We start from the raw sequence: 25,062 nt of genomic DNA on the forward strand, positions 1-25,062 counted from the left end.
TAACCTAGGTTCAGATTTATAAAACCTTGGACGTGGGCAATAAAAAATCCGAATGCAGGCATTCGGATTTTTAGACATCAGGGTTAACACATCACCGCTATGGGCGATACACTTTAACGTTGTTAAAGCCTTGCTCTTGTAGGTAGAGAGCTTGCAAACGGCTCATCACACCGCGAGCACAGTAAAGCAGATACGTTTTCGACTGGTCTAAGTCACCAAACTGAGTACTGAGCTTGTAAAACGGAATGTGTTTTACCTCAACACCATCGATCTCTAGCGGACTGTCGTCTTCTTCATCTGGGCTACGAATATCCAGCACCACAGCGTGCTCTTCAATCGCTTGAACTTGCTCTACTTCTGGCGCTGCTTGCGCCGACTCTTTCGCGATATCACGAATGTCCATTTGACGAGCATTGCGTACCACTTGTTCCAAGATGTCGAAATTGAAGTTGGCTTCTTCCGCTTCTAGCTTCTCTTTGACTGCTTTCACGGTTGGCTTCTTCGAAATCACGCCACAGTATTCTGGCATGGTTTTGGCGAAATCTTCGGTGCCGATGTCACGTGCAACTTTAATGATCTCGTCTTTATCCCAGTTGATTAGGGGACGGAGAATCAAACGATCCGTCACCACATCAATGTGGCGTAAGTTGGTCAAAGTTTGGCTTGATACTTGGCCGAGGGCTTCACCGGTGACCAAAGCTTGAATATCAAACTTCTCGGCAACCATGCCGGCTGCACGCATGAACATGCGTTTTAGTACCACGCCCATTTGACCGTCTTCAACCTTCTCTAAGATCTCTGCCACTACAGGTTCAAAGTCAACAGAGATGAAGCGCACTTTGGCCGATGAGCCATATTTATTCCACAAGAAGTGAGCCACTTGTTTAACGCCAATTTCATGCGCAGGGCCACCCAGATTGAAGAAACAGTAATGCACTTTAGAGCCACGTTTGATGTGCAGATAGCTCGAAACACCCGAATCAAAACCACCAGAGATCAGGCTCAGCAGATCTTCTTGCGTGCCTAGTGGGAAACCGCCAAGACCTTTGTGTTGGGCCAAAATCTGGTTCAGTTTGTCATCCACCACTTCAATTTTGATGGTAATGTCTGGGTTGTGCAGTTTGACCGAGGCGCTCTCTACCGATTGATTTAAGCCACCACCGACGTAACGCTCCAGCTCAATTGAGGTAAAGTCATGCTTACCACGGCGCTTAGCACGCACCACAAAGGTTTTGTTTTCGATGCGCTCGCGGCTGAGCTCCAACACTTGCTCATAGATGTCGTGCAGATCTTTAAAGTCAGATTGCTTCACTTCCAACACTTGCTGAATGCCTGGTGTCGTCGTCAAGATTTCGAGCACTTGTTGGTAATATTGATGGCTGTTAGCCGACACTTCGATGTGATCGCGACGGTTAAAGACAGCCACAGATTCAGTGCGATTCTGAATAATGATTCGGATGTTGCTCTCAAGAATCTTGGTAAAGCGCTTACGTACCGACTCACTCTTTACAAAAATTTCTGGATGGGGCTTTACAATAAATTTCATAGTTCAATTCGCAGTCTGTTGGCTATCAATTCACACCGCAGCTTGCACTAAGGTGTGGGACTTAGGGCGCAAGATTATACACGAATTATAACCATAAAAAAGACGAGCATTTCTGCTCGTCTTTTATTCAACTCACGTACCCAATTACTGGTCTTGAGGAATGGCTGGAATTTCATCACTATACAAAGGCTCACCTTGCATAATGCTGATTTCCACTCGGCGGTTTCTTGCACGGTTTTCTTCAGTATCGTTGTCGACTAGAGGATCGGTATCAGCCATACCTCGCACTCGTAAGCGCTGATGAGAAAATCCGCGCACTTTCTCCATCTCTTGCGCCACCGAAACGGCACGCTGCGCAGAGAGATCCCAGTTAGAACGATAAAGCTCCGAATCAAGACGCTGATTGTCCGTGTGGCCTGAAATCCGCACAATGCCAGGGACATCTTTCACCAACTCGGCAATTTGTCGCACTAGCGGGCGGAACTTAGGCTGCAAGAACGCAGAGCCTTCTGGGAAGGCGCCCTTCTCTCGCATGCGAATCACAATTTGCTGCCCCAAGTTTTCCACTTCAATCGCCCCTTGCTCTATTTCACGCTCAAGGGCCTTCTTGATGCTTTCCATCAGCGTTTCCATCTCTTTCGACATGGCTTCCGATTGCTGCTGTTGCTGTTGTTGTTCAGTATTTTGGTTGGTCTGGGTCGAGGTTTCAGGCGACTGCCCGCCCGTCATTTTGCCTTGGTCACGCTGAGTACCACCAGCACGATCCGACTCTCCCTCATGAAACTCTAAGGTTTGCTGGGTGATATCAATGGTTTGCTGCATGATCACGTCAATCGGTGTCGGCTCTGGACGCCCCGGACGAAATTCTTGAGCGATGATACTGGTGCCTTTGGGGATGTCTTTCACCTCAAGGCGATTTTGCACACCAAAGGCAAATTTCATTGAGCCCGCGATCTGTTTGAACTTCAGTACATCCATTTCCGAAAACGAAAGCAGCAGTACGAAGAAACACATCAACAGTGACATCAAGTCAGCGAAGGTACCCATCCACAGAGGTAATCCGGGAGGGGGACAATCACATTTGCTATCGTCATCCATCACATACTCCCGTGATTAATCGTTGATATCGAGGGCACGCTTGCTCTCGTTGAGGTAGTTTTTCAAGTAGCTGTCGATAACACGTGGGTTCTGGCCATCTTGGATCGCCAACACGCCATCCATGATCAAACGACGATTGAGGGTCTCTTGGTCGCGACGAAGCGCCAATTTATCCGCAATCGGGAAGAACACCATGTTCGACAAAATCGCACCGTAGAGTGTGGTCAAAAGCGCGACCGCCATCGCAGGGCCGATGGATTTGGGGTCGTCCATGTTGGACAACATCGCCACCAGACCAACAAGGGTACCGATCATCCCCATCGCAGGCGCAACGTCACCAAACGCGCGAAACACGCCCGTTCCTTGCGTGTGACGTTCATCGGTCAGAGCAATGTCTTTCTGTAGTGCTGCACGCACCACATCGGCGTCGTGGCCATCCACCAACAAATCAATGCCTTTTTGCATGAAGCTGTTGGAGATCTCCATCTCTTCCAAGGCCAAGAAACCGCCTTTACGTGCCGCGTCCGCCATTTCGACAATTTTCGCAATCAAATCTTCTGGTTCATCGGCTTTGAACATGAAGGCTTTGCCCGCAATCTTCGCCGCGCCAAAAAATTGCCCCATCGTAAACTTCATCAATACAACGAAGATTGAACCACCGACAACGATGAGGATTGAGGTCACATCGACGAACATCATGATGCTGCCGCCAAGAATCATCGCCATCACGACGAAAGCAAGGCCACCTATCAAACCTAAAAGGGTTGCTAAATCCACAAAGCACTCCTCATGCTATTTTCCGATTTACCGCAATATAAAGAGATTATTTTCTTTATCGACAATGAGTAACGATCTTTTAGAAAAAACTTGGCCAACAAGTCACAATTTTGCCGCAAAGCGTCAAAATAAAGCCGTTACCCTTGATTATTTCGATGAGGCGGCAAAGTGCCGGGCATCATCTCGAGGCTTTTTACAAGTTATAGCAAGTTTACTGCCATTTTAACGCTCACGGGCAACCTTTTTGTTAGCGAGTCAATATTCTCCTCCTTATTAACCTCATTTTCAGATAAATTTGCCCGCTTAAATTTGACCAAGTCAGCGTGCTAAGGTAACTTGCGGGCATTCTTTTAAAGGCAGAATAGATATGGCAACCAAGAAACCAGAAAACATGTCCTTCGAAGCAACCATCGAAGAATTGGACAATTTGGTGGATCAACTGGAAAACGGTGATCTGGCTTTAGATGACGCTCTTAAGAAATTTGAGCGTGGGATCGCATTAGCCAGAGCCAGCCAAGCTAAACTAACAGAAGCAGAACAAAGAGTTAGCATTTTACTGAGCGACAGTGATGATGCTCCTCTCAGCGATTTCTCCACCTTGGCAGAGTAATGTTTTAAATGGATAACTCTATGATTGACGTCCTTGCGTCTTTTCAGCAGCGTAACAACCAACAACTCAATCTTTGGCTCGATAAACTGCCACACCAAAATCAAGCGCTGATCCAAGCGATGCGCTATGGATTAGTGCTAGGTGGAAAACGTGCTCGCCCTTTTTTGGTGTATGCCACCGGTGAGATGCTTGGTTGCAGCCAAGAGCAGCTCGACACACCTGCGTCAGCGATTGAGTGTATCCATGCTTACTCTCTTATCCATGATGATCTGCCAGCCATGGATGATGATGAACTGCGCCGTGGCCAACCAACCTGCCATGTTAAATTTGACGAAGCCACCGCCATTCTAACTGGTGATGCTTTACAAACGCTCGCATTCACCATTCTCGCTGAAGGTACATTGTCTCCTGATGGAGAAACACAACGCGTTGCCATGATCCAAGCATTGGCACAAGCCTCTGGAGCGCAAGGCATGTGCATTGGTCAGGCGTTGGATTTGGCCGCGGAAAACCGCGCAGTCACGCTGGAAGAGTTAGAAGAGATTCACCGTAACAAAACCGGCGCTTTGATCCGTTGTGCGGTACGCTTAGGTGCCTTAGCTGCAGGCGAAAAAGGTTTGGCTATTTTGCCTCAGTTGGATAAGTACTCCACTGCGATTGGGTTAGCGTTTCAGGTACAAGATGACATTTTAGATATCATTAGCGATACCGAAACGCTCGGGAAGCCACAAGGCTCTGACCAAGAACTCAACAAGAGTACCTACCCATCGCTGCTGGGTTTAGAAGGCGCAATGGAGAAAGCTCACACTCTGTTACATGAAGCACTTCAAGCTTTGGAAGCAATCCCATACAATACCCAACACTTAGAAGAGTTCGCCCGATACGTCGTCGAGCGCAAGAACTAACACAATAAGCGCGCATACCTATGACTCTTGATATTTCAAAGTACCCGACACTGGCACTAGCAGAAACACCCGATGAGCTGCGTCTCTTACCAAAAGAGACGTTGCCAACACTGTGCGATGAATTACGCACTTACTTACTGAACTCCGTCAGTCAATCAAGCGGTCACCTAGCCTCTGGTCTTGGCACCGTTGAGCTTACGGTTGCCCTTCACTACGTTTACAACACGCCTTTTGATCAACTGATTTGGGATGTTGGCCATCAAGCTTACCCACACAAAATCCTGACTGGTCGTCGTGAACAAATGCCGACTATCCGTCAAAAAGGCGGCTTACACCCTTTTCCATGGCGTGAAGAAAGTGAGTACGACACCCTGTCTGTTGGCCACTCTTCGACCTCGATCAGTGCTGCGCTTGGTATGGCCATCTGCGCAGAAAAAGAAGGCCAAAACCGCAAAGTCGTCAGTGTGATTGGTGATGGCGCGATCACCGCGGGCATGGCGTTTGAAGCGATGAACCATGCTGGCGATGTACACAGCGATATGCTCGTGATCCTCAATGACAACGAAATGTCGATCTCCGAAAACGTGGGCGCGCTTAACAACCATCTTGCTCGTGTCCTTTCTGGCAATCTTTATACCTCCATCCGTGAAGGTGGCAAGAAAGTGCTCTCTGGTGTGCCGCCGATTAAAGAGCTGGTTCGTCGCACCGAAGAGCATCTTAAAGGCATGGTGGTTCCGGGCACCCTTTTCGAGGAACTGGGGTTTAACTACATCGGTCCGATTGATGGTCACGATGTGGTGGAGCTGGTCAAAACCCTGAAGAACATGCGCGAGCTAAAAGGCCCGCAGTTCCTACATATCATGACCAAAAAAGGCAAAGGTTATGAGCCTGCCGAAAAAGATCCGATTGGCTATCATGGTGTGCCAAAGTTCGATCCTGCCCATACCAGCCTGCCGAAAAACAGTGGCGGCAAGCCAAGTTTTTCCAACATTTTTGGCGATTTCCTTTGTGACATGGCCGCGCAAGATCCAAAACTAATGGCGATCACTCCAGCCATGCGTGAAGGCTCCGGCATGGTGCGTTTCTCTAAAGAATACCCAGAGCAATATTTCGATGTGGCGATTGCAGAGCAGCACGCAGTGACACTGGCTACCGGGATGGCCATTGGCGGCTACAACCCGATTGTGGCGATTTACTCGACGTTCTTGCAACGCGGCTATGACCAACTGATCCACGATGTGGCAATCATGAACCTGCCTGTGATGTTCGCGATTGACCGCGCTGGTTTGGTGGGCGCAGATGGTCAAACTCACCAAGGCGCGTTCGATTTAAGCTACATGCGCTGTATTCCAAACATGGTGATCATGGCGCCAAGCGATGAGAACGAATGCCGCCAAATGCTCTATACTGGCCACAAACATCAAGGACCGAGCGCGGTGCGTTATCCTCGTGGCAATGGCATGGGCACGCCTATCGAATCTGAATTTACCGCGCTTGAGATTGGTAAAGGCCGCTTGGTTCGCCAAGGCGAAAAGGTGGCCATTCTGAGTTTCGGCACCTTCTTAGCCAACGCGCTTGAAGCGGCAGAGGCATTGAATGCGACCGTTGCAGACATGCGTTTTGTTAAACCTCTTGATGAAGCACTTATTCGTCAATTGGCCAACGAGCATGATGTGCTCATCACGATTGAAGAAAACGCCATTGCCGGTGGTGCTGGTGCGGGCGTGATCGAGTTTATGATGCAAGAAAAGATCATGAAACCAGTCTTAAACCTTGGTCTACCGGATAAGTTCATCCATCAAGGTACTCAAGAAGAGTTGCATGAAGAACTCGGCTTAGATGCCAAAGGCATTGAACAAGCGATTCGCCACTATCTTGCAAAATAAAGTAAAGACGAACAGACACAAAAAAGGGATTGGCAAAGCCAATCCCTTTTGTTTATGCCTTTCTGGCTTATAGCCAACCAGCAAAATACCCGAGCACATAGAGAGAAATGGCAGACATCACCCCAGCGACAATGTCATCCAGCATAATACCTAACCCACCATGCACACGCTTATCCAACCAGCCAATCGGCCAAGGTTTGACCATATCGAAGAAGCGGAACAACACGAACCCTGCGCCTACCCATTTCAACTCAGAAATGGGGATTTGCAACGCAGGCATGATGGTCATGGTAATCCAAAAGCCAGCAAACTCATCCCAGACAATCGAGCCGTGATCGTGCACGCCCATGTCATCTGACGTCACCTGGCAAATTTTAATACCGACTAGACAGGCAGCGAGAACAATCACCAAATAGACAGGAAGAGGCAATGGAGCGAAAACCAAAAACAGAGGAATGGATGCCAACGTCCCCATGGTGCCAGGGATAATCGGCGATAAGCCACTGCCAAACCCCGTTGCCAATAAATGCCAAGGATTATTTAAAGAAATTTTATCAAGTGGATTGTTCATGGTGATTACGCCTTAAAGTGGTCAAAGCCACTCAAATCCCAGTTTAATTTTGTGCCATCATCATGGAGTTCAAAAAAGCCATGTGGACGAATTTGCCCGATGCACGTCACTTTGCAACCAACGTGTGCCAAGGCACTTTCGATTGTTCCTCTTACCTCTTCGGGCACGGTAAAACAAAGCTCGTATTCTTCGCCGCTGGTCAGCGCATATTGAAGAGCCGTTTCGCGCTCGGTCAAAAAAGAGAGCAGTTCAGATGAAATCGGCAGCTTAGAGACATCCAGGCTAACACCAACCTGAGAACGGTTTAAGATGTGCCCTAAATCCGCAATTAAGCCATCGGAGATATCGATCGCCGCCGAGGCTAATCCGACCAACGCTTGCCCTGCTAAAATCCGCGGCATACTCATATAGTGCGCTTTTTCTAGCGCTTGTGCGGCTGGGCGAGTACGCAAGTTGCTATCGAGAATCACATCCAATCCCGCCTTTGCATCGCCTAGCGTCCCCGTAACAAACACATAGTCGCCCGGTTTGGCACCACTGCGCGTGATCGCTTTCCCTTCAGGGACAAACCCTTGCACCGTCATGGTCAAACTCAGTGGACCTTTCGTCGTGTCACCACCAATGAGCTGTATGCCGAAGTAATCCGCCAGCTTAAAAAAACCATCACAAAAGGGAGCCAACCAGGCTTCGTCGGCTTGCGGCATAGTCAAAGCAAATGAGACCCACGCAGGGGTTGCGCCCATGGCAGCCAAATCGCTGATGTTTGACGCTAACGCCTTATGCGCCACCCAAGCGGGATCGGCATCGGCTAAGAAATGAGTGCCACATACTAGGGTATCGGTGCTAATGGCAATTTGCACGTTGCTTGGTGGCTTAACTAGCGCGCAGTCGTCGCCAGCGGCTAGGTGGACATCTTTACGTTGTGCCTGACGGCCAACGAAGTATTTTTCAATCAGATTAAACTCGCCTGACATCAAAATCCTTTCCTTTGTTATAAAAAAGGCCAGCATTGTGCTGACCTTTTCGTTATTCAGTGACGCTTATTTTTTGCGTACGTGCGGTGCGGCTTTATCAAGCACACCGTTAACAAACTTGTGACTGTCTTCAGCGGCAAAAACTTTAGCCAGTTCAATCGCTTCGTTAATCACAACTTTGTAAGGTACGTCTTCACGGCGAGTCATTTCGTACATCGCCAAACGTAACAACGCCAGTTCCATCATATCCAAATCTTGCATTGGACGAGAAACGTAAGGGCGAATCTTACTATCCAGTTCGGTGTGGCTTAGAACAACACCGGTCAACAAGTCGCGGAAGTATGCTACGTCAGTCTCCGGAGCTGCTAGTGCAGGCTCAGCAGCACGATGCTCTTCTTCATCATACTTTTCGCCAGCCAAAAACTGAGCTTCGATAGTGGCAACATTTTCTTTAGTAATTTGCCATGAATAGATTGCTTGTAAAGCGAATTGACGTGCGTTACGACGTGCGGCTGGTTTCACACTGGCCCCCATTAGGAATCAATTTCAGAAAGAACGTTTATCATCTCAAGTGCGCTCAGTGCAGCTTCTGCACCTTTGTTACCAGCCTTGGTTCCTGCGCGTTCAATAGCTTGATCGATAGTATCAACGGTCAAAACACCAAACGCCACTGGAATGCTAAATTCAAGAGACACTTGTGCGAGACCTTTATTCATTTCACTACAAACATAGTCAAAGTGTGGTGTACCACCACGGATCACTGAGCCAAGAGATACAATCGCGTCGAACTTACCTGTTTTTGCTACGCGCTGAGCCACTAGAGGTAGTTCAACAGCACCAGGACAACGTACAACGGTGATGTTGTCTTCACTGACTTGACCGTGACGCTTCAAAGTGTCGATGGCACCAGACAATAGACTTTCGTTAATAAAACTGTTGAAACGAGAAATAACGATAGCAATTTTTGCGTTTGGCGCAGGGAAGCCACCCTCGATCACTTTCATAAGCCTTCCTTTAACTATGTTCATCAAGTGAGAATCGCCGGATTCTAGCACAATTTTGTGAGCAATATCTAATGGTATTTCGCCACGAAATACTGCCTTACAGCGAAGAGATAAGTCGAATTAGGGGAGAAAAATAAACGCAGCGTTATTTTCGCTGCGTTTATTAGAAGCGGTGTTATTCACACACATACTCAACAACGTTCAGACCAAAACCGCCAAGGGCATGGTATTTCTTGTTGCTAGAAGAAAGTAGACGCATGTCGTGCACACCTAAGTCTGCAAGGATTTGCGAGCCAACACCAACACGACGTGAAGTGCCCTGCTTCTTCGCCAATTTAGGTGCCTCTTCTTTGTCTTGAGCTTCAAACATTTTGACGCGATGGATCAGCAGCTCAGGTGACTCTTCATTACCCAGAATCACCAGAACGCCCCCTTCTTGGCCAATACGCTTCATCGCTTTATCAAGCGTCCAACTGCGCTCAGCATTGCGATCGCTGCGCAGTAAATCGGTAAAGGTGTCTTGTAAATGAACACGAACCAGTGGTGTTTGATCACCCATCGTACCTTTACGCAAAGCAAAGTGAATTTGATTATCAATGGTGTCGCGGTAGGTCACGAGATCAAACTCACCAAACTCTGTGGGTAGCTTGCACTCAGCAACGCGCTCAATCGTGGTTTCCGTGTTGTTTCGATACTCAATCAAATCGGCAATGGTGCCGAGTTTGAGACCATGTTGCTCAGCAAACACTTCCAAATCAGGGCGACGCGCCATAGTGCCATCGTCATTCAGAATTTCAACGATAACGGAAGCTGGTTCAAAACCCGCCAAACGAGCAAGGTCGCAGCCCGCCTCGGTATGACCCGCGCGAGTCAATACGCCGCCATTTTGCGCGGCTAATGGAAAAATGTGCCCCGGTTGCACCAAGTCTGCTGCTTTAGCTTCTTTTGCGACTGCCGCTTGCACGGTACGAGCACGATCCGCTGCTGAAATACCTGTTGTCACGCCTTCCGCCGCTTCGATGGAAACAGTGAAGTTGGTGGTGTATTGCGCGTTGTTATCTTGCACCATTGGTGGTAATCCAAGACGCTGGCAACGCTCTTTGGTCATGGTCAAACAGATCAAACCGCGACCATATTTGGCCATAAAATTGATGGCTTCTGGCGTAATGTGCTCCGCCGCCATAATCAAATCACCTTCGTTTTCACGGTCTTCATCGTCCATTAGGATGACCATTTTGCCCAAACGAATGTCTTCAATGATCTCTTGGGGTGTACTGATTGGCATAGCGATATTTCCTGTCAATTTAAGCGCTAAAACGCTGATAGACACTAGTCTGATTCATCGTTACCGAGTGTCAACCTGTGGGCTAACATTCTGTGAACTAAGCAAAACCATTCTGTTGCAAGAATTCCATGGTGATGCGGGATTCATTATTGGATTGTGCTTGTTGACCAAGTAGCAAACGTTCCATGTAGCGAGCAAGAACATCCACTTCCAAGTTAACTTTGCGCCCCACTTGGAAATCATTAATCGTGGTTTCGTCCCCCGTATGAGGAACGATGGTGAGTTTAAACGCATTCTTGCGTAGATCATTCACGGTCAAACTGATCCCATCAACGGTGATTGAGCCTTTTTCCGCAACGTATTTACTCAAGCTCTCAGGCATTGCGACCCAAAACTCGATAGCACGACCAACCTGATTACGCTCAACAATTTCACCAACGCCATCCACATGGCCAGAAACAATATGCCCGCCAAAACGGGTGGTAGGCAGCATCGCTTTCTCGAGATTGACCTTGTCACCCACTTGATAATTGGCAAAGCCCGTTTTCTTTAAAGACTCTAACGAGAGATCGGCACTGTAATGACGGTCTGAAAAATCAATCACCGTCAGGCAAACACCATTCGTGGCAATACTGTCGCCCAACTTAACGTCCGACATATCGAGCTTGCCTGTGTTAACCGTTACGGTAATGTCTTCCCCTCTCGGGGTAATCGCAGCCAATGTTCCAACTGCTTCGATAATTCCTGTGAACATATCAACTTTCTTTTGCTTTGATGTGCGCAATGATGCGGATATCCGGCCCAACCATTCGCACATCTTTAATGTCTAAATCGATCACGTGTGACATGGCTTGCAAACCCAGCGCACCAATCAATCCACGTCCATCGCTGCCCATCAGTTTGGGGGCGAGGTAAACAATCAGTTCGTCCACCAACTGGTGTTTTATCAGTCCAGCGGCCAGCGTTGCTCCCGCTTCAACCCAAAGATGATTAATTGACTGTGTTTGACTCAGTTGCGCGAACAGTTGGGGCAAATCGGTCTGTCCGTGCTCATCCAAAGGTGCAGGGAGATCGCCTTTAGGACCAACAATGAGTCGCTCACCCTCGGTTTGGTAAAGTTTTAGCTCCGGCGAAAGCTCGGCTTGTCTGTCTAACACAACACGAGTGGGTTGGCGCAGCTGTTCTTGCGGTAAAGCGCGTTGCACAGATGAAGGTAACTCGGACCAACGAACATTAAGAGACGCATTGTCAGCGAGCACCGTTTTACTGGTGGACAAAATCGCCCCTGATTGCGCCCGAAAACGTTGCACATCTCGGCGAGCTTGTGATGAGGTGATCCACTGACTCTTGCCATTGGCCAACGCCGTTTGACCGTCGAGGGACGCGGCCATTTTGAGTTGAACAAACGGCATGCCCGTTTTCATTCGTTTAATAAAAGCAGGATTCAGTGCTTCTGCTTCTGCTTGAAGTAGGCCCACCGATACCTCGATCCCTGCCTCTCGCAACATGGCAAAACCTCTCCCCGCGACTTGGGGGTTTGGGTCTTCCATGGCACACACCACTCGGCTTACCCCAGCTTTAATTAAGCCTTCTGCACACGGGGGCGTTCGACCATAGTGTGAACAAGGCTCTAGCGTGACATAAGCGGTCGCACCTTTGGCTTTGTCACCAGCCATGCGCATCGCGTGCACTTCCGCATGAGGCTCGCCAGCGCGAAAGTGAAAACCTTCTCCGACAATTTCGCCGTCGCGCAGTAAGACACAACCAACATTAGGATTAGGTGCGGTGGTATAGAGGCCGCGTTTCGCCAAAGCAATGGCGCGCAGCATCATTTGTCTATCGATTGCAGTAAATTCCGACATGGTGAACCGTTACCTTGCGTTAATCTTCCAATCTGGCGATTTCCTCACCAAATTCACGAATATCTTCAAAACTACGGTATACGGAAGCAAAGCGAATATAGGCCACTTTGTCTAAATGTTTGAGCTGTTCCATCACCAAGTTACCGATCATTTTGCTCGGTACTTCACGCTCGCCAGTGGCACGTAATTTGGATTTGATCATGCTGATCGCCAGTTCAATCGCATCGGCACTGACAGGGCGCTTCTCTAAAGCACGCTGAATACCACCAACCATCTTGTCTTCATTAAACGGCTCACGGTTGCCATTGGATTTGATCACCTTTGGCATTAACAGCTCCGCGGTTTCAAACGTGGTAAAACGCTCGTTACACGCGAGGCACTGACGACGGCGACGTACTTGATGACCATCGGCCACCAAACGTGAATCAATTACTTTGGTGTCATTTTCTGAACAGAAAGGACAATGCATATCACCTCCCAATGATGCATAGATCCATCTGCACGCTATTGCTAATATCCGTGGTAATACAGAGAATCACGGCGGCAAAGCAGGTGCAGAACTTGCGGCTAGTTTAGCGGAATTGCTAGGCCGAATAAAACAAAAAGGGGCGTGATGCCCCTTTTTCAAAACGGTTTAGACCGGATATGTTAACTCAAACTCGATTACGCTTACGCGCGTGAAAGGTAATTCGCCTTGCCAACCCATTTGTAACTGGTTAACTCTTCTAATCCCATTGGACCACGTGCGTGCAATTTCTGAGTAGACACCGCCACTTCTGCGCCCAAACCAAATTGTGCGCCATCGGTAAAGCGTGTCGATGCGTTGACATACACCGCCGCAGAGCCCGCCGAGTTGATAAACAACTCAGCATTTTGCAGATGGTTAGTCATGATGGCATCAGAGTGACTCGCATTATGTTCACGCATGTGGTCGATCGCTTCTTGCACATCCGCAACCACTTTAACTCCCAGCGTGTAACTCAACCATTCGGTATCAAAATCACCATCACTCGCATCACGCACCTGTTCAGCTTTAGTCATGTACGCTTTGGCTTTTGGCTCAACAACAAAAGTCACTTTGCCATTGAGTTTTGCCACCAGCATCGGAAGAAACTGCTCTGCGATACGCTCATGAACAAGTAAGGTATCCAGCGCATTACAAGCGGAAGGACGCTGAGCTTTTGCATTCTCCACCACATCCACGCTTTTCGCGAGATCAGCCGTTTCATCAACAAAAATATGGCTGATACCGAAACCACCAATGATCACAGGGATGGTGCTGTTCTCTTTACACATTTTGTGCAGCCCCGCGCCACCACGAGGGATGATCATGTCAACGTAATCGTCCAGTTTCAGTAATTGAGTGACCAGCTCGCGATCCGGTTTTTCAATGTACTGCACGGAGGCCGCAGGCAGGCCAGCTTTCGCTAACGCCGATTGAATCACCTTCACCAACTCCATGTTGGAGAAGAAGGTCTCTTTTCCGCCACGTAGGATGCTCGCATTGCCGGTTTTTAGGCACAATGCCGCGATGTCGATGGTGACATTTGGGCGTGCTTCGTAAATCACACCAACCACGCCAAGCGGCACACGACGGCGTGACAACTGCATGCCATTTTCTAACACTTTACTGTCGATTTCGCTACCGACCGGATCCGTAAGGCTGATCACGTTACGTACATCGTTGGCGATGCCATTCAAGCGAGATTCATTCAAAAGTAAACGATCCAGCATCGCTTCGCTCAAACCCGCTTGTCGACCGAGTTCAATATCTTTGTTGTTTGCCGCCAAAATATCCGCCGCATTCGCTTCAAGTTCATCTGCAATGATGGCCAATGCTTTGTTCTTTTGTGCCGTAGAAGCGGTGGCAAGCTGAAAAGCCGCATCTTTTGCCGCTTTGCCTAATGTGATTAAATCCACTTTGTTGTCCTCTTTGATTCTGGTGAGCGACTATTCTTGAATGACAACCATGTCGTCACGGTGAATCACTTCTGAACCATAGTCATAGCCCAGAATCGAAATAATGTCTTTGCTGTGCTTACCGGCAATTTTCGCCATATCTTGGTTGGAATAACTCGCAATACCTCGCGCAACCAAATGGCCTTGTGCATCCGTTACACGAACCACTTCGCCACGAGAAAACTCGCCAAGTACTTTGGTCACCCCTTTCGCCAACAAACTGCTGCCTTTTTCGACCACGGCTTTCACCGCACCTTGGTCAATCACAATATCACCAGAGGCCGCAGGGCCAGCGAGAATCCAACGCTTACGATTTTCCAACGCTTCTTCACAAGGCAAGAAACGAGTTCCTTGAGGGGCTGGGCTCAACGCATCAAAAATGACATTTTGACCACGGCCTGCCGCAATGATGACTTCAATGCCAGCACGACGCGCAATGTCCGCAGCTTGGAGCTTAGTTGCCATTCCACCAGTACCTAGTGTTGTACCGCTGCCACCAGCAATTTTACGCAAAGTATCGTCAATGACTTTAACTTCTTTGATCAGCTCAGCATTGGGATCTTTACGCGGATCGGCGGTATACAAGCCTTTTTGGTCTGTCAGCAACAGTAGTTTATCTGCACCACATAAAATGCCCACCAACGCAGAGAGGTTGTCGTTGTCACCCACTTTGATTTCGCTCGTGGCGACGGCGTCATTTTCATTAACGACAGGGATAATGCCGTTATCCACTAACGCGTTAATCGTATCTCGAGCATTGAGAAAACGTTCGCGATCTTCGAGATCCGCTCGAGTGAGCAACATTTGGCCAATTTTGATGCCATACAGTGCAAATAACGATTCCCAAGTTTGAATCAACTGACTTTGCCCAACCGCAGCAAGCAACTGTTTGCTTGCCATCGCATTGGGCAGCGCGGGGTAACCTAAGTGCTCACGTCCAGCGGCAATCGCGCCTGACGAGACGACCACCACAGAGTGGCCTTGTTTTTTTAACTCTGCACATTGGCGCGCAAGCTCAACCATATGAGCGCGATCTAACGCTAATGTGCCACCGGTCAATACACTGGTTCCAAGCTTCACAACGATAGTTTTTGGTTGAGAAGCTACGACGCTTTGTTGATTCGTTGTCATGATGTCTTCTGAAATGAAACACAAAAATAGAGAAGATGTTTTAACAATCAAATGAAGAATTCACAAGCAGAAAAGGTGCGAAAATCGCACCTTTTTGATTTAGGTAGTTCCAAGAGGATGAAATCAGACAAATTCCACAGACTGTTCGTGATACGCCACGCTTAGCTGAAAATTTTCTTCCAAGGTTTTGACTAATTTGAGGTGAAAACAGTTCTGAGTTTTATTCACTTCTTCAAGTGCATTTTTAGGAATAGCCAAATCGAGCCAGTTCCCTTCAACATCATATTTTCCAATATGATAGTTTGCTGTAAAGCCTCCCTCAGTCGCTTCCAGCTCCATCCACCAGCCCCAAAACTCGCGCAACTCTGGTGATTTTCGATCATCAATACAAACAGACAAGCAATCAAAGTAGTAAAGCCCTTCCTTAGATTGAGGGTCTCTCAAGTAAGGCCCCATCGCTCGCAATTTTGCCAATAAACGATTGTGGGTAGGGTTGTTCGTCACTTCTGACATGTGAATCTCCATTTTCTTCAATGTTAAGAATGACAATAATTTTTATTTATCATGAGCTTAAATTTTCAGGCTCATATATCACTCTTGACTAAATTAGGAGATTTGTCACCTTAAGAGTTCATCTTCCAGCCACTTTATCGCTAAATCGAGGGATTGCTCATATCCTTGTGTAATTGTTTTGGAACTGATTTTCTTCGCTTTTCCATAAGTGCTAAAAAACGCAACCATCTGATTATCCGAATATGGCGAGACCGGATCCCCTTCTAAGCTCATCGCCAAGATAGGCACCTTGGTTTTACGACTGCTCAAAAAGCCTTGTACTTTCAGTGACCACGCGGCCATTTGCCCCGATAAGCTGTAAATATCCACCACACTCTTACCTAAACGCGAGGCTAAGACATCGAGATACATCTTCGGCATTTGCTGCAATTTCTGTGGGGAGGCAAAAATATCATGAATAGGTGCGCCTAAGATGACGCACGCTTTGATCTTTTCTTGCTCAAGAAACGAGAGCCTCACCATGGCGTTACCGCCAAAACGAAAGCCGATCAAACCCACTCGATGATGATCGACATAAGGAATAGAGAAAAGCTCGTTCAACACCGCTTGGTGAAGTCGACTGTAATCCTCCGTTAATGGGTATTTTGAGCTGTACCCCACCGATGGCATGTCTACTGTCAACATGGCAATATCGTGCTTGGCAAGGTGATCTCGAAATAGACGCCACATGTCTGTTTGCAAGCTGTCTAATCCCGCACTCACAATAACCACAGGATGCGGTTTGTCGGTATTGGTCAGATGCAAATGCGCGGTGATCTTCCCTTTCTCAAATGGGATCTCGAGCTGCTTGATGATGTATTTGCTTTTTTTCGCGGCTTCAAGATAAGCGCTGTTGGCCAATACCTGGGCTTGAATGGCCAAATTATCGCTCTTGAGGTGTGGGTAACCTGCGATGCTGTAACACAAGGATGCGGAGAAGAGCGCTTCCGATGCTGCTTCATTCGTCATCTCACCGGCACGCTTTTGATGCTCCATACCGAGCCTCGTCCATTCATAAGCCCAGTTACCACTGTGATATCCCATCACCGTATCGAGCCATTGCTCATCAGTGCGTGAATGTTTGGAAGACGCAATACGAGCCAATACTTGTTCTTGCTCAATAGGATCAACACCTTGCCACACCCATTGCAAGCGACGAAGGTTGCGATACCAAGAAAAACCATTCTTCTCTTTAATTTCATCAAGTAAGGATTGGCTGGTCGGCATGTATTGAGTCAATGCCGAGGTTTCTTTGGCTTGCTTATGTTTGACAAATAGCGTTTCTGACAGGTTTTTGCTGACTTCTTCTGACATATTCGGGCTCAGAGTGACATTCCAAAAGACTAAAAAACAAATACGGCTCAGTGGCTTAATACTCTTTCCATGCAAGAGTGTATGCGCCTAAAAGCCAAATCAGTATAACAGTATAAAAAAAATGACCCGTAAAAGGGTCATTCTCTCAACAAAATCAGGATTTACTTCTGCTTTCGGTTTACTGGTTCAGCGTAAGCCAATGCCATATCCCATGGCTGCTCAATCCAAGTATCTTGAGCGATGTCGACGACATAATCATCCAACAACTCTTTACCAGAAGGTTTTGCACACACCGCAATCAGTTTCGCTTTAGGGTACATTTCACGCAGTTTACGCGCGGTGTCACCGCTATCGACTAGATCTTCAACGATTAGGTAGCCTTCGCCGTCACCTTCCGGTGCTTTCAGTACAGTCATATCACGTTGATGATCATGGTCATAGCTGGAAATACAGATGGTGTCGACATAGCGAATACCTAGCTCACGAGCCAGAATAGCCCCAGGAACCAAACCACCACGGCTCACTGCCCAAATGCCTTTCCATTGGTCTGCTGGCATCTGTTTTTCAGCAAGTTGACGGCAGTAAGTTTGCATGGCGTCCCAGGTAATAACGAATTTGTTGCTCATTGTAATAACCTAATTATTTGAAAAATCTATTGTCCCAAACAGACAACAGGCTCTCATAAAGATGAGAGCCCGAAACGTAACAGAAAGTTTGGGTATCGAGCTGCGCAAACGATTATTCTACCGGAACGCAACTCTAAAAGCTATTTAAGCCACCAGATACTTGATGATAAAAATAGCCGACATAATCCAGACGCTGAGTGAAACATCACGCCCTTTTCCGCTGAACAATTTAATGGCAGCGTACGCGATGAAACCTAAAGAAATCCCTTCTGCAATCGAGAAAGTCAGTGGCATCAGCAAGCATGTTACAACAACAGGAGCCGCCTCGGTTAAGTCGCGCCAATCAATGCTGACCAATCCAGAAAGCATCAAAATTGCCACGTAGAACAGGGCACCCGCTGTTGCGTACGCCGGAATCATGCCTGCCAGTGGTGAGAAGAACAGTGCCAATAGGAATAGCACACCCACGACAACCGCAGTTAAACCGGTACGGCCACCAGCTGCCACACCAGAGACACTTTCGATGTAAGACGTTGTGTTTGATGTCCCTAGTAGCGCACCTACAGAAGTCGCTGTTGAGTCAGCAAGCAGTGCTTTGTTCAAACGTGGCAGTTTGCCATCTTTCTCAATCAGGTTCGCTTTGGTTGCAACACCCACGAGCGTACCCGCTGTGTCGAACAGGTCAACGAACAAGAAAGCAAACACCACTGAAATCATGCCTACTTCAAATACCGCAGAGAAGTCCAGTTGCATGAACGTAGGCGCAATACTTGGTGGGGTTGACATCACACCCGCCCATTGGACATCACCAAACACCAAACCAAGTGCTGTCACTGCCAAGATCGCAATCATTACTGCCCCTTTCACACCACGGTGAACCAGTGCAATAGTCAAAAAGAAACCAAAAGCCGCCAGAGCTGGTGCGAGAGAAGTGATATCGCCAAGAGAAACAAACGTCGCAGGATTATCAACAACAATGCCTGCATTTTTCAGTGCAATGAACGCAAGGAACAAGCCGATACCCGCTGAGATCCCCGTTCTCAAAGAGAGCGGAATCGAGTTGATGATCCACTCACGAATTTTGAAGATGCTCAACAGGATAAAAAGCACACCCGACACAAATACGGCCGCCAATGCGACTTGCCAGGTGTATCCCATTCCCAGAACAACCGCGTAGGTAAAGAAGGCATTTAAGCCCATACCTGGCGCCTGTGCGATTGGGTAGTTGGCAAGTAGACCCATGATGAAACAGCCAATTGCTGCGGCAAGACAGGTAGCAACAAACACGGCACCACGGTCCATTCCCGCATCAGCTAGAATCGCTGGGTTAACAAAAATGATGTAAGCCATCGTCAAGAAGGTAGTAATACCTGCAATGATCTCAGTGCGCACATTTGTGCCATGTTCGCTGAGTTTAAATAGCCTTTCGAGCATGATCGAGTCCTGTAAAGGTAAAAAGTAAACGGTTGCGTAATCGATTGGCTGCAGATTATAAAGTTATCAAATAACAAATTCCAGATAGATTTTTCACTCTAATAAAGATTTCTCGCTGGATTATGAAACCAATTCAGCAAGAAAAATTAGCCGCTATTATTTTTCCTTTAAGAAACAACCAGAAAAAACAGGGGCTTTAGAAGATAAACTGAAGAATAAATCGACAATGTCGTAAACTTACACGGAATAACGAGGGAAAATTGCAGAGTTTACATGTAAGAAATGCGGCGGATTCGATTGGTTTCGGAAGTGAGGTCTGTTCTCGTATCACTAATATTGAGAAAACAAAAAAACGCCACTCAATTTGAGTGGCGGTAGAATCATGTCAGTTCGATTACTGAAAGAAAATTCCAATTTAGGGGTGAACAAATCGTTCGGGGGTCACATGCACTTGGTTAGCGTACGTTACTTGTAACCAAAGCTTGTTGGGTATGCAAAGTTGCTGGTGTAAACAGAGTTGTTTGTCCAAAACATTGCAGATGCTAAACCTTTCATAACTATCACCTTATTAAATCAATTAAACACGTTTGATTTCTCGGTTCCTTGGAGGCGATAAACGGACTCATCCTTTGAGCATTTTTTCTTCGCTTTAGAAGTTGGTTACAAATATACCACCAAGAAATTTTATTACAATACTTTTAGTGATTAAAATCACATAAATTTCATTTAATGATCTATATCAAGTTAATTTGGTAATTAAATTACAGAATTATCAAGCTCAAAATAGGTTAAGTTACAGAGCATAACCAACCAATTGAGTAAGCGCTGACAGCGATGTTCACATTCTGTGACAGTGCACTTGTAAACAGCCTGTGACTGGCACTACTCGGCTCTGCTTGCAAGTGATATCCTTGCTCACAACTTATTATCTGCTGAACCCACAACCATCTAATCTACTGGGCTAACAGCAGTGCCATCATCCGGCAAACCTAGAAAAAGGAGTCATCTGTGTCTGAGTTCCATTCTGAAATCAGTACCTTATCACCTGCTCCACTTTGGCAGTTTTTTGATAAGATTTGTTCTATCCCACACCCATCAAAGCATGAAGAAGCCCTTGCTCAGTACATCGTCAACTGGGCGACAGAGCAAGGTCTAGACGTCCGTCGCGATCCAACCGGCAATGTGTTTATTAAAAAGCCTGCGACACCAGGCATGGAAAACAAAAAGGGTGTTGTTCTTCAAGCGCACATCGACATGGTGCCTCAGAAAAACGAAGACACTCAACACGACTTCACCACCGATCCTATTCGTCCATACATTGACGGTGAGTGGGTAACCGCAGAAGGTACGACGCTCGGTGCGGATAATGGAATTGGCATGGCTTCCTGCCTTGCGGTGTTGGCCTCAACAGAGATCAAGCATGGTCCAATTGAAGTACTGCTAACCATTGATGAAGAAGCGGGCATGACGGGTGCTTTTGGTTTGGAAGCGGGTTGGCTAGAAGGCGACATTCTTCTTAATACCGATTCTGAGCAAGAGGGTGAAGTCTACATGGGCTGCGCAGGCGGTATCGACGGCGCGATGACGTTTGATATTCAACGCGAAGCGGTTCCTGCGGGCTTTATTACTCGTCAGTTAACGCTAAAAGGCTTAAAAGGCGGTCACTCAGGTTGTGACATCCACACTGGCCGCGGTAACGCAAACAAACTGATGGCACGTTTCCTTGCTGGCCATGCACAAGAATTGGATCTGCGTTTAGTAGAGTTCCGCGGTGGTAGCCTGCGTAATGCGATTCCTCGTGAAGCATTCGTCAAAGTGGCGCTGCCTGCAGAAAACCAAGATAAGCTTGCTCAACTGTTTGACTACTACACTGAACTTCTCAAAACCGAACTCGGTAAAGTGGAAACCAATATTGTCACGTTTAACCAAGCGGTCGATGTAGAAGTGGGTGTATTGACGAATGCTGATCAACAACGCTTTGTCGCTGCATTAAATGCTTGTCCAAACGGTGTCATTCGCATGAGCGATGAGATTGAAGGTGTGGTTGAAACGTCGCTTAACGTGGGTGTTATCACCACTGAAGAGAACAAAATCACCGTATTGTGCTTGATCCGTTCACTGATCGACTCAGGTCGCAGCCAAGTGGAAAGCATGCTGACATCAGTAGCGGAACTGGCAGGTGCACACATCGTGTTCTCTGGCGCTTACCCAGGTTGGAAACCGGATGCTGATTCTGAAATCATGGCGATCTTCCGTGATATGTACGAAGGCATTTACGGTCACAAACCGAACATCATGGTCATTCACGCGGGCCTAGAATGCGGCCTATTCAAGAAACCTTACCCTGACATGGACATGGTGTCATTTGGCCCAACGATTAAATTCCCGCACTCTCCAGATGAAAAAGTGAAGATTGACACGGTACAACTCTACTGGGATCAAATGGTGGCGTTACTGGAAGCGATTCCTGAAAAGGCGTAACACGATAAAAACAAAGGGCGCGAAACTCGCGCCCTTTCTGTCTCGTTCACTATCGATTAAGCACGATTTTGTGCGTAAGCCGCTAGCTCATCCATTGAAGTTTGTGCAACCACTTCACCATCAATGTAATAAGTCACGAAATCACCTTCACGTACACCGGTCAATGTCGCTTTTTCACCATTGTTGTAGGTGATGTCCATTTGAACGGTATTTTCGTCGATCTGCTGCATCATACCTTGCTCAATGATACGGTTATTCGTTAACGGCGCAATCGGTGCAGTTGTTAGCGACTTATCTAGTTGGTGGTTCACATCAATGTAAGTGTCCATCTTAGTGTCAAAGATGTGTGGCTTGCCGTTTAGAGGGTTTTTGCCCGTCCAGAATTCCAGTGAGTTAAACACAATGTAGTCTGCTGCAATCGCCACACCGTATACTGGCGCCAACAACATGTTTAGACCACCACGAGCATAACGGTTGTCTACAGCTTTCAGGTTGAAGCCCATAACATAACCCGTTACTGCATTGCTACCTACACAGCCAGACAATGCCATTGCTGCTACAGATAATGCCACGACTTTAGTGATCGTCTTTTTCATATTTACCTCGAATGTAATTTGGAGAACAGGAATTGGGGGCGCATATTAGCGCAGATAAAAACCATCCTCAAAGTAGGAAAATTCTGTGTTGCTAAAGCGATCTCAAAATTAAGACTCTTTACATAACAAGGTCATATGCCAAAACAAGACACATTGAGCGGTTAAATTTCAATCAACCAAAATTAACAACCTATCGACAAAAATCAGAGAAAAGTCAGTGAACGATTAGCGATTTTTATCGTAATCTTAATAAGGTCGAATGGTTTCACCTTAGCTGCGTTGTTAGAGTCAGTGGAACAGCAAATACAGGAAGTAGTATGGTTCGTATCAAGAAAAACAAAGTGTTCGAGATCTTAGGGCACAAAATTCCCCCCGCACAACGGTTAGAGATAGAGCTCGATGCGGCGCAGCTTTACACCCACTCTCCTCTTTCGATCCCGATTGAGATCATCAATGGACGCAATGCTGGCCCTGTACTGATGATCAACGCTGCAATACATGGTGATGAACTCAATGGCGTTGAGATTGTTAGACAACTGATTAACAGCCTCGATCCCAACCAAATCAAAGGTACCGTTATTGCCGTTCCAATCGTGAATGTGTTCGGGTTTATTCATAAATCTCGCTATCTGCCGGACAGACGCGATCTCAACCGCTGTTTTCCCGGTAGTGAAAAAGGCGCACTGGCTTCACGCATGGCACATACCTTCTTTAGTAATGTGGCCCTAAGAGCCGACTATATTCTTGATCTTCACACCGGAGCCATCCATCGAACCAATTTGCCTCAAATCCGTGCCAATTTGAGTAATCCAGAAACGTTGAGAATAGCCAAAGCCTTCGGCGCGCCCGTTATCATCGATTCAGCCCTTAGAGATGGTTCCATTCGCTCCGAAGCTGAAAAATGCGATATTCCCGTACTCACCTATGAAGCTGGCGAAGCGCTCAGATTTGATCCTCTCTCCATTAGTGCCGGAGTGCTCGGTGTTAAACGCGTGATGCAAGCCATTGGCATGCTCCGAGCCAGTCGAAAAAAATTGCCTCAACCTGTCATCGCTAAGTCCACCAGTTGGGTACGAGCATCAGGAAACGGCATTTTGCGTACCGTGGTCAACTTGGGCGCCAAAGTTGAAAAAGGGGAAACCTTAGCCTATATCAGTTCACCGCTGGGCCATGACGAAGTGGAGTTGAAAGCCCCGAAAGGTGGCATTGTGATTGGCCAACAAACACTGCCTCTGGTTAATGAAGGAGACGCTATTTTTAATGTGGCTTACTTCCGTCAAGATGACGAAGTCGTCGAGCAAGTGGTGGAAAGCTATATTGAAGAGCTCGTTGAAAGTGACATTGACTTGATCACCACAGGGCAAATCCCCCTTTAACCTTTTTTCGCTACAATACGTTGGCTCATGCTATTGACGTGAGCCATACATATCATTACACGAAATAAATTGAACGGCGTTTCATTGATATTTACCATGACTGGATTATTGATATAGCCGCCGAGTCACTATGATGTTTCGTTTCATTCTTTCTTTTGTCGCTTTGTTGTCACTGCCAAGCATGGCACAACATACCCAAACACCGGATCTCGCCCACTACCTGCAACAGCATTTTGAAGCCAATCAGGATCCGAGTCAGGACAGGATGACACAAACGGAAAAGCTATCGACATCGCTTGATCTGGACGCAGGGAAAGAAAACATCGAATGGACCTTAGATCGTGGAGCGAATCGCATCAACTGCGACATGCTGGTCTCTCAATCAGGTCAAGAGCCCCACTTTGACTATGGCGAAGCCAAAGATCTTTCTGATGGTTTGCAACACTTCGACTTACCAAAACGCAAAAGCGAACAAGAATATTACCGCAATCAAGTCAACAGCAATACGCCGGGATTAATCCCTAGTAGCAAGCAGTTTGCCGCCCCTGCGGCGGGAGACTTCCATGTTTCACTCTCCTCAGATTGCTTCAACTAACCTAGATAAAACGCATAAATGCAAAAAGCCCCGATGTGTGAGCATCGGGGCTTTTTCAAACAGTATCCAGCAGACGATTACTCTTCGTCATCTTCTTCAACATCGCGAACGCGACGTTGTTCTGCTTTACGTAGTTTTGCGCTCAACGCTTCAGCATCGCGCTCTTTGCGTTGCTGAGCTTTACGCTCGTTGCGCTCGGCTTGGTTTTTAACAAAACCAGCGAGTTCAGCTTCTGCCCACGCTTGAGCAGTCGCTTCAGAGTCAAAACCCATTTGACGCTTTGAAACAACAGTTTTACGAGAGGTTACTTGACGAGTAATCTCAGCCGCCCAACCTTCACGTTTCTCAGTTACGCGGATGGCAAATTTTTGGTTTTTAGACATGTCAGATGTTCCTAAGGGATTGTAAAGGGATTCAAGCCATCCCTTGGCAAGCGGCGTATTAGACCACAATTATTTGCGATTGGCTATTGGCTCACTG

General features: G+C 47.3%; 25 protein-coding genes. 6 read left to right on the forward strand and 19 right to left on the reverse strand.

The genetic code is table 11. The features are described 5' to 3' along the window. Positions 1-97: 97 nt before the first annotated feature. From thiI to pomA, 3 genes are all read right to left on the reverse strand, one after another. Positions 98-1,546, reverse strand: coding sequence for a tRNA uracil 4-sulfurtransferase ThiI (gene thiI / locus PQQ36_RS13225; protein ID WP_258427613.1), 1,449 nt, complete (start codon positions 1,544-1,546; stop codon positions 98-100). Positions 1,547-1,690: 144 nt separating this feature from the next. After that, the gene (locus tag PQQ36_RS13230; protein WP_026130493.1) at positions 1,691-2,644 is read right to left on the reverse strand and encodes a flagellar motor protein MotB; all 954 of its coding nucleotides are present in this window, start codon (positions 2,642-2,644) and stop codon (positions 1,691-1,693) included. Positions 2,645-2,659: 15 nt separating this feature from the next. Beyond that, entirely contained in the window at positions 2,660-3,421 is a 762-nt protein-coding gene (gene pomA / locus PQQ36_RS13235) for a flagellar motor protein PomA (protein WP_011078417.1), read from the reverse strand. A 367-nt stretch (positions 3,422-3,788) separates the two neighbouring features. Between pomA and xseB the strand changes: the two genes are divergently transcribed. From xseB to dxs, 3 genes are read left to right on the forward strand one after another with little or no spacing between them, the layout of a single operon-like run. Continuing rightward, positions 3,789-4,031 carry an exodeoxyribonuclease VII small subunit gene (xseB, locus tag PQQ36_RS13240; RefSeq protein ID WP_011078418.1) on the forward strand — a complete coding sequence of 81 codons (243 nt, stop codon included), beginning with the start codon at positions 3,789-3,791 and terminating at the stop codon, positions 4,029-4,031. 20 nt (positions 4,032-4,051) lie between these two features. Continuing rightward, a complete protein-coding gene (ispA, locus tag PQQ36_RS13245; RefSeq protein WP_103194603.1) occupies positions 4,052-4,936 on the forward strand; it encodes a (2E,6E)-farnesyl diphosphate synthase in 885 nt (294 codons plus the stop codon). A 20-nt stretch (positions 4,937-4,956) separates the two neighbouring features. Next, positions 4,957-6,822 carry a 1-deoxy-D-xylulose-5-phosphate synthase gene (gene dxs / locus PQQ36_RS13250; RefSeq protein ID WP_258427614.1) on the forward strand — a complete coding sequence of 622 codons (1,866 nt, stop codon included), beginning with the start codon at positions 4,957-4,959 and terminating at the stop codon, positions 6,820-6,822. Between the two features lie 67 nt (positions 6,823-6,889). Here the strand turns inward: dxs and pgpA are convergent, their stop codons facing one another. The 14 genes from pgpA to PQQ36_RS13320 all read right to left on the reverse strand — a co-directional run bounded on the left by pgpA (position 6,890) and on the right by PQQ36_RS13320 (position 19,534). Then, complete coding sequence (gene pgpA / locus PQQ36_RS13255) at positions 6,890-7,393, reverse strand: phosphatidylglycerophosphatase A (RefSeq protein ID WP_011078421.1); 504 nt, start codon at positions 7,391-7,393, stop codon at positions 6,890-6,892. Positions 7,394-7,398: 5 nt separating this feature from the next. Beyond that, complete coding sequence (thiL, locus tag PQQ36_RS13260; protein WP_273661651.1) at positions 7,399-8,367, reverse strand: thiamine-phosphate kinase; 969 nt, start codon at positions 8,365-8,367, stop codon at positions 7,399-7,401. Between the two features lie 66 nt (positions 8,368-8,433). Continuing rightward, on the reverse strand, positions 8,434-8,901 hold the full coding sequence (gene nusB, locus PQQ36_RS13265; protein WP_011078423.1) for a transcription antitermination factor NusB: 468 nt from the start codon (positions 8,899-8,901) through the stop codon (positions 8,434-8,436). Further along, on the reverse strand, positions 8,901-9,371 hold the full coding sequence (gene ribH / locus PQQ36_RS13270; protein WP_011078424.1) for a 6,7-dimethyl-8-ribityllumazine synthase: 471 nt from the start codon (positions 9,369-9,371) through the stop codon (positions 8,901-8,903). The genes nusB and ribH overlap by 1 nt, the downstream gene beginning before the upstream one ends. Before the next feature lie 175 nt (positions 9,372-9,546). After that, a complete protein-coding gene (gene ribBA / locus PQQ36_RS13275; protein ID WP_258427615.1) occupies positions 9,547-10,656 on the reverse strand; it encodes a bifunctional 3,4-dihydroxy-2-butanone-4-phosphate synthase/GTP cyclohydrolase II in 1,110 nt (369 codons plus the stop codon). A gap of 97 nt (positions 10,657-10,753) precedes the next feature. Then, a complete protein-coding gene (locus PQQ36_RS13280; protein ID WP_072602689.1) occupies positions 10,754-11,410 on the reverse strand; it encodes a riboflavin synthase in 657 nt (218 codons plus the stop codon). A gap of 1 nt (position 11,411) precedes the next feature. After that, positions 11,412-12,518: a bifunctional diaminohydroxyphosphoribosylaminopyrimidine deaminase/5-amino-6-(5-phosphoribosylamino)uracil reductase RibD gene (gene ribD, locus PQQ36_RS13285; protein ID WP_258427617.1), complete on the reverse strand. Its 1,107-nt coding sequence runs from the start codon at positions 12,516-12,518 to the stop codon at positions 11,412-11,414. Positions 12,519-12,537: 19 nt separating this feature from the next. Further along, positions 12,538-12,987, reverse strand: a complete 450-nt coding sequence (gene nrdR, locus PQQ36_RS13290; protein ID WP_011149678.1) for a transcriptional regulator NrdR — start codon at positions 12,985-12,987, stop codon at positions 12,538-12,540. A 200-nt stretch (positions 12,988-13,187) separates the two neighbouring features. Further along, a complete protein-coding gene (locus PQQ36_RS13295) occupies positions 13,188-14,456 on the reverse strand; it encodes a glutamate-5-semialdehyde dehydrogenase (RefSeq protein WP_072602686.1) in 1,269 nt (422 codons plus the stop codon). A gap of 12 nt (positions 14,457-14,468) precedes the next feature. Next, on the reverse strand, positions 14,469-15,608 hold the full coding sequence (proB, locus tag PQQ36_RS13300) for a glutamate 5-kinase (protein WP_130190989.1): 1,140 nt from the start codon (positions 15,606-15,608) through the stop codon (positions 14,469-14,471). Between the two features lie 123 nt (positions 15,609-15,731). Next, positions 15,732-16,121, reverse strand: a complete 390-nt coding sequence (gene crl / locus PQQ36_RS13305) for a sigma factor-binding protein Crl (protein WP_011078431.1) — start codon at positions 16,119-16,121, stop codon at positions 15,732-15,734. Between the two features lie 105 nt (positions 16,122-16,226). Next, complete coding sequence (gene frsA, locus PQQ36_RS13310) at positions 16,227-17,474, reverse strand: esterase FrsA (protein WP_011078432.1); 1,248 nt, start codon at positions 17,472-17,474, stop codon at positions 16,227-16,229. A 161-nt stretch (positions 17,475-17,635) separates the two neighbouring features. Continuing rightward, positions 17,636-18,100 (reverse strand): oxytetracycline resistance phosphoribosyltransferase domain-containing protein Tet(34), encoded by a 465-nt coding sequence (tet(34), locus tag PQQ36_RS13315; RefSeq protein ID WP_011078433.1) that lies wholly within the window; start codon positions 18,098-18,100, stop codon positions 17,636-17,638. A gap of 144 nt (positions 18,101-18,244) precedes the next feature. Next, a complete protein-coding gene (locus PQQ36_RS13320) occupies positions 18,245-19,534 on the reverse strand; it encodes an NCS2 family permease (protein ID WP_011078434.1) in 1,290 nt (429 codons plus the stop codon). Positions 19,535-20,542: 1,008 nt separating this feature from the next. Here PQQ36_RS13320 and PQQ36_RS13325 point away from each other — a divergent pair. Beyond that, positions 20,543-22,015: an aminoacyl-histidine dipeptidase gene (locus PQQ36_RS13325; RefSeq protein WP_080535732.1), complete on the forward strand. Its 1,473-nt coding sequence runs from the start codon at positions 20,543-20,545 to the stop codon at positions 22,013-22,015. 56 nt (positions 22,016-22,071) lie between these two features. Here the strand turns inward: PQQ36_RS13325 and PQQ36_RS13330 are convergent, their stop codons facing one another. After that, positions 22,072-22,611 carry a DUF3332 domain-containing protein gene (locus PQQ36_RS13330; protein ID WP_011149672.1) on the reverse strand — a complete coding sequence of 180 codons (540 nt, stop codon included), beginning with the start codon at positions 22,609-22,611 and terminating at the stop codon, positions 22,072-22,074. Positions 22,612-22,928: 317 nt separating this feature from the next. Here PQQ36_RS13330 and PQQ36_RS13335 point away from each other — a divergent pair, with 317 nt between their 5' ends. Both PQQ36_RS13335 and PQQ36_RS13340 read left to right on the forward strand, forming a co-directional pair. Then, a complete protein-coding gene (locus PQQ36_RS13335) occupies positions 22,929-23,987 on the forward strand; it encodes a succinylglutamate desuccinylase/aspartoacylase family protein (RefSeq protein WP_011078437.1) in 1,059 nt (352 codons plus the stop codon). Positions 23,988-24,117: 130 nt separating this feature from the next. Beyond that, complete coding sequence (locus PQQ36_RS13340) at positions 24,118-24,582, forward strand: DNA-directed RNA polymerase subunit beta (RefSeq protein WP_258427619.1); 465 nt, start codon at positions 24,118-24,120, stop codon at positions 24,580-24,582. A 77-nt stretch (positions 24,583-24,659) separates the two neighbouring features. Here the strand turns inward: PQQ36_RS13340 and PQQ36_RS13345 are convergent, their stop codons facing one another. Then, positions 24,660-24,965: a DUF3622 domain-containing protein gene (locus PQQ36_RS13345; protein ID WP_258427621.1), complete on the reverse strand. Its 306-nt coding sequence runs from the start codon at positions 24,963-24,965 to the stop codon at positions 24,660-24,662. Positions 24,966-25,062 lie beyond the last annotated feature (97 nt).

This window comes from Vibrio sp. CCUG 15886 (assembly GCF_028570825.1).
GTDB lineage: Bacteria > Pseudomonadota > Gammaproteobacteria > Enterobacterales > Vibrionaceae > Vibrio > Vibrio vulnificus_B.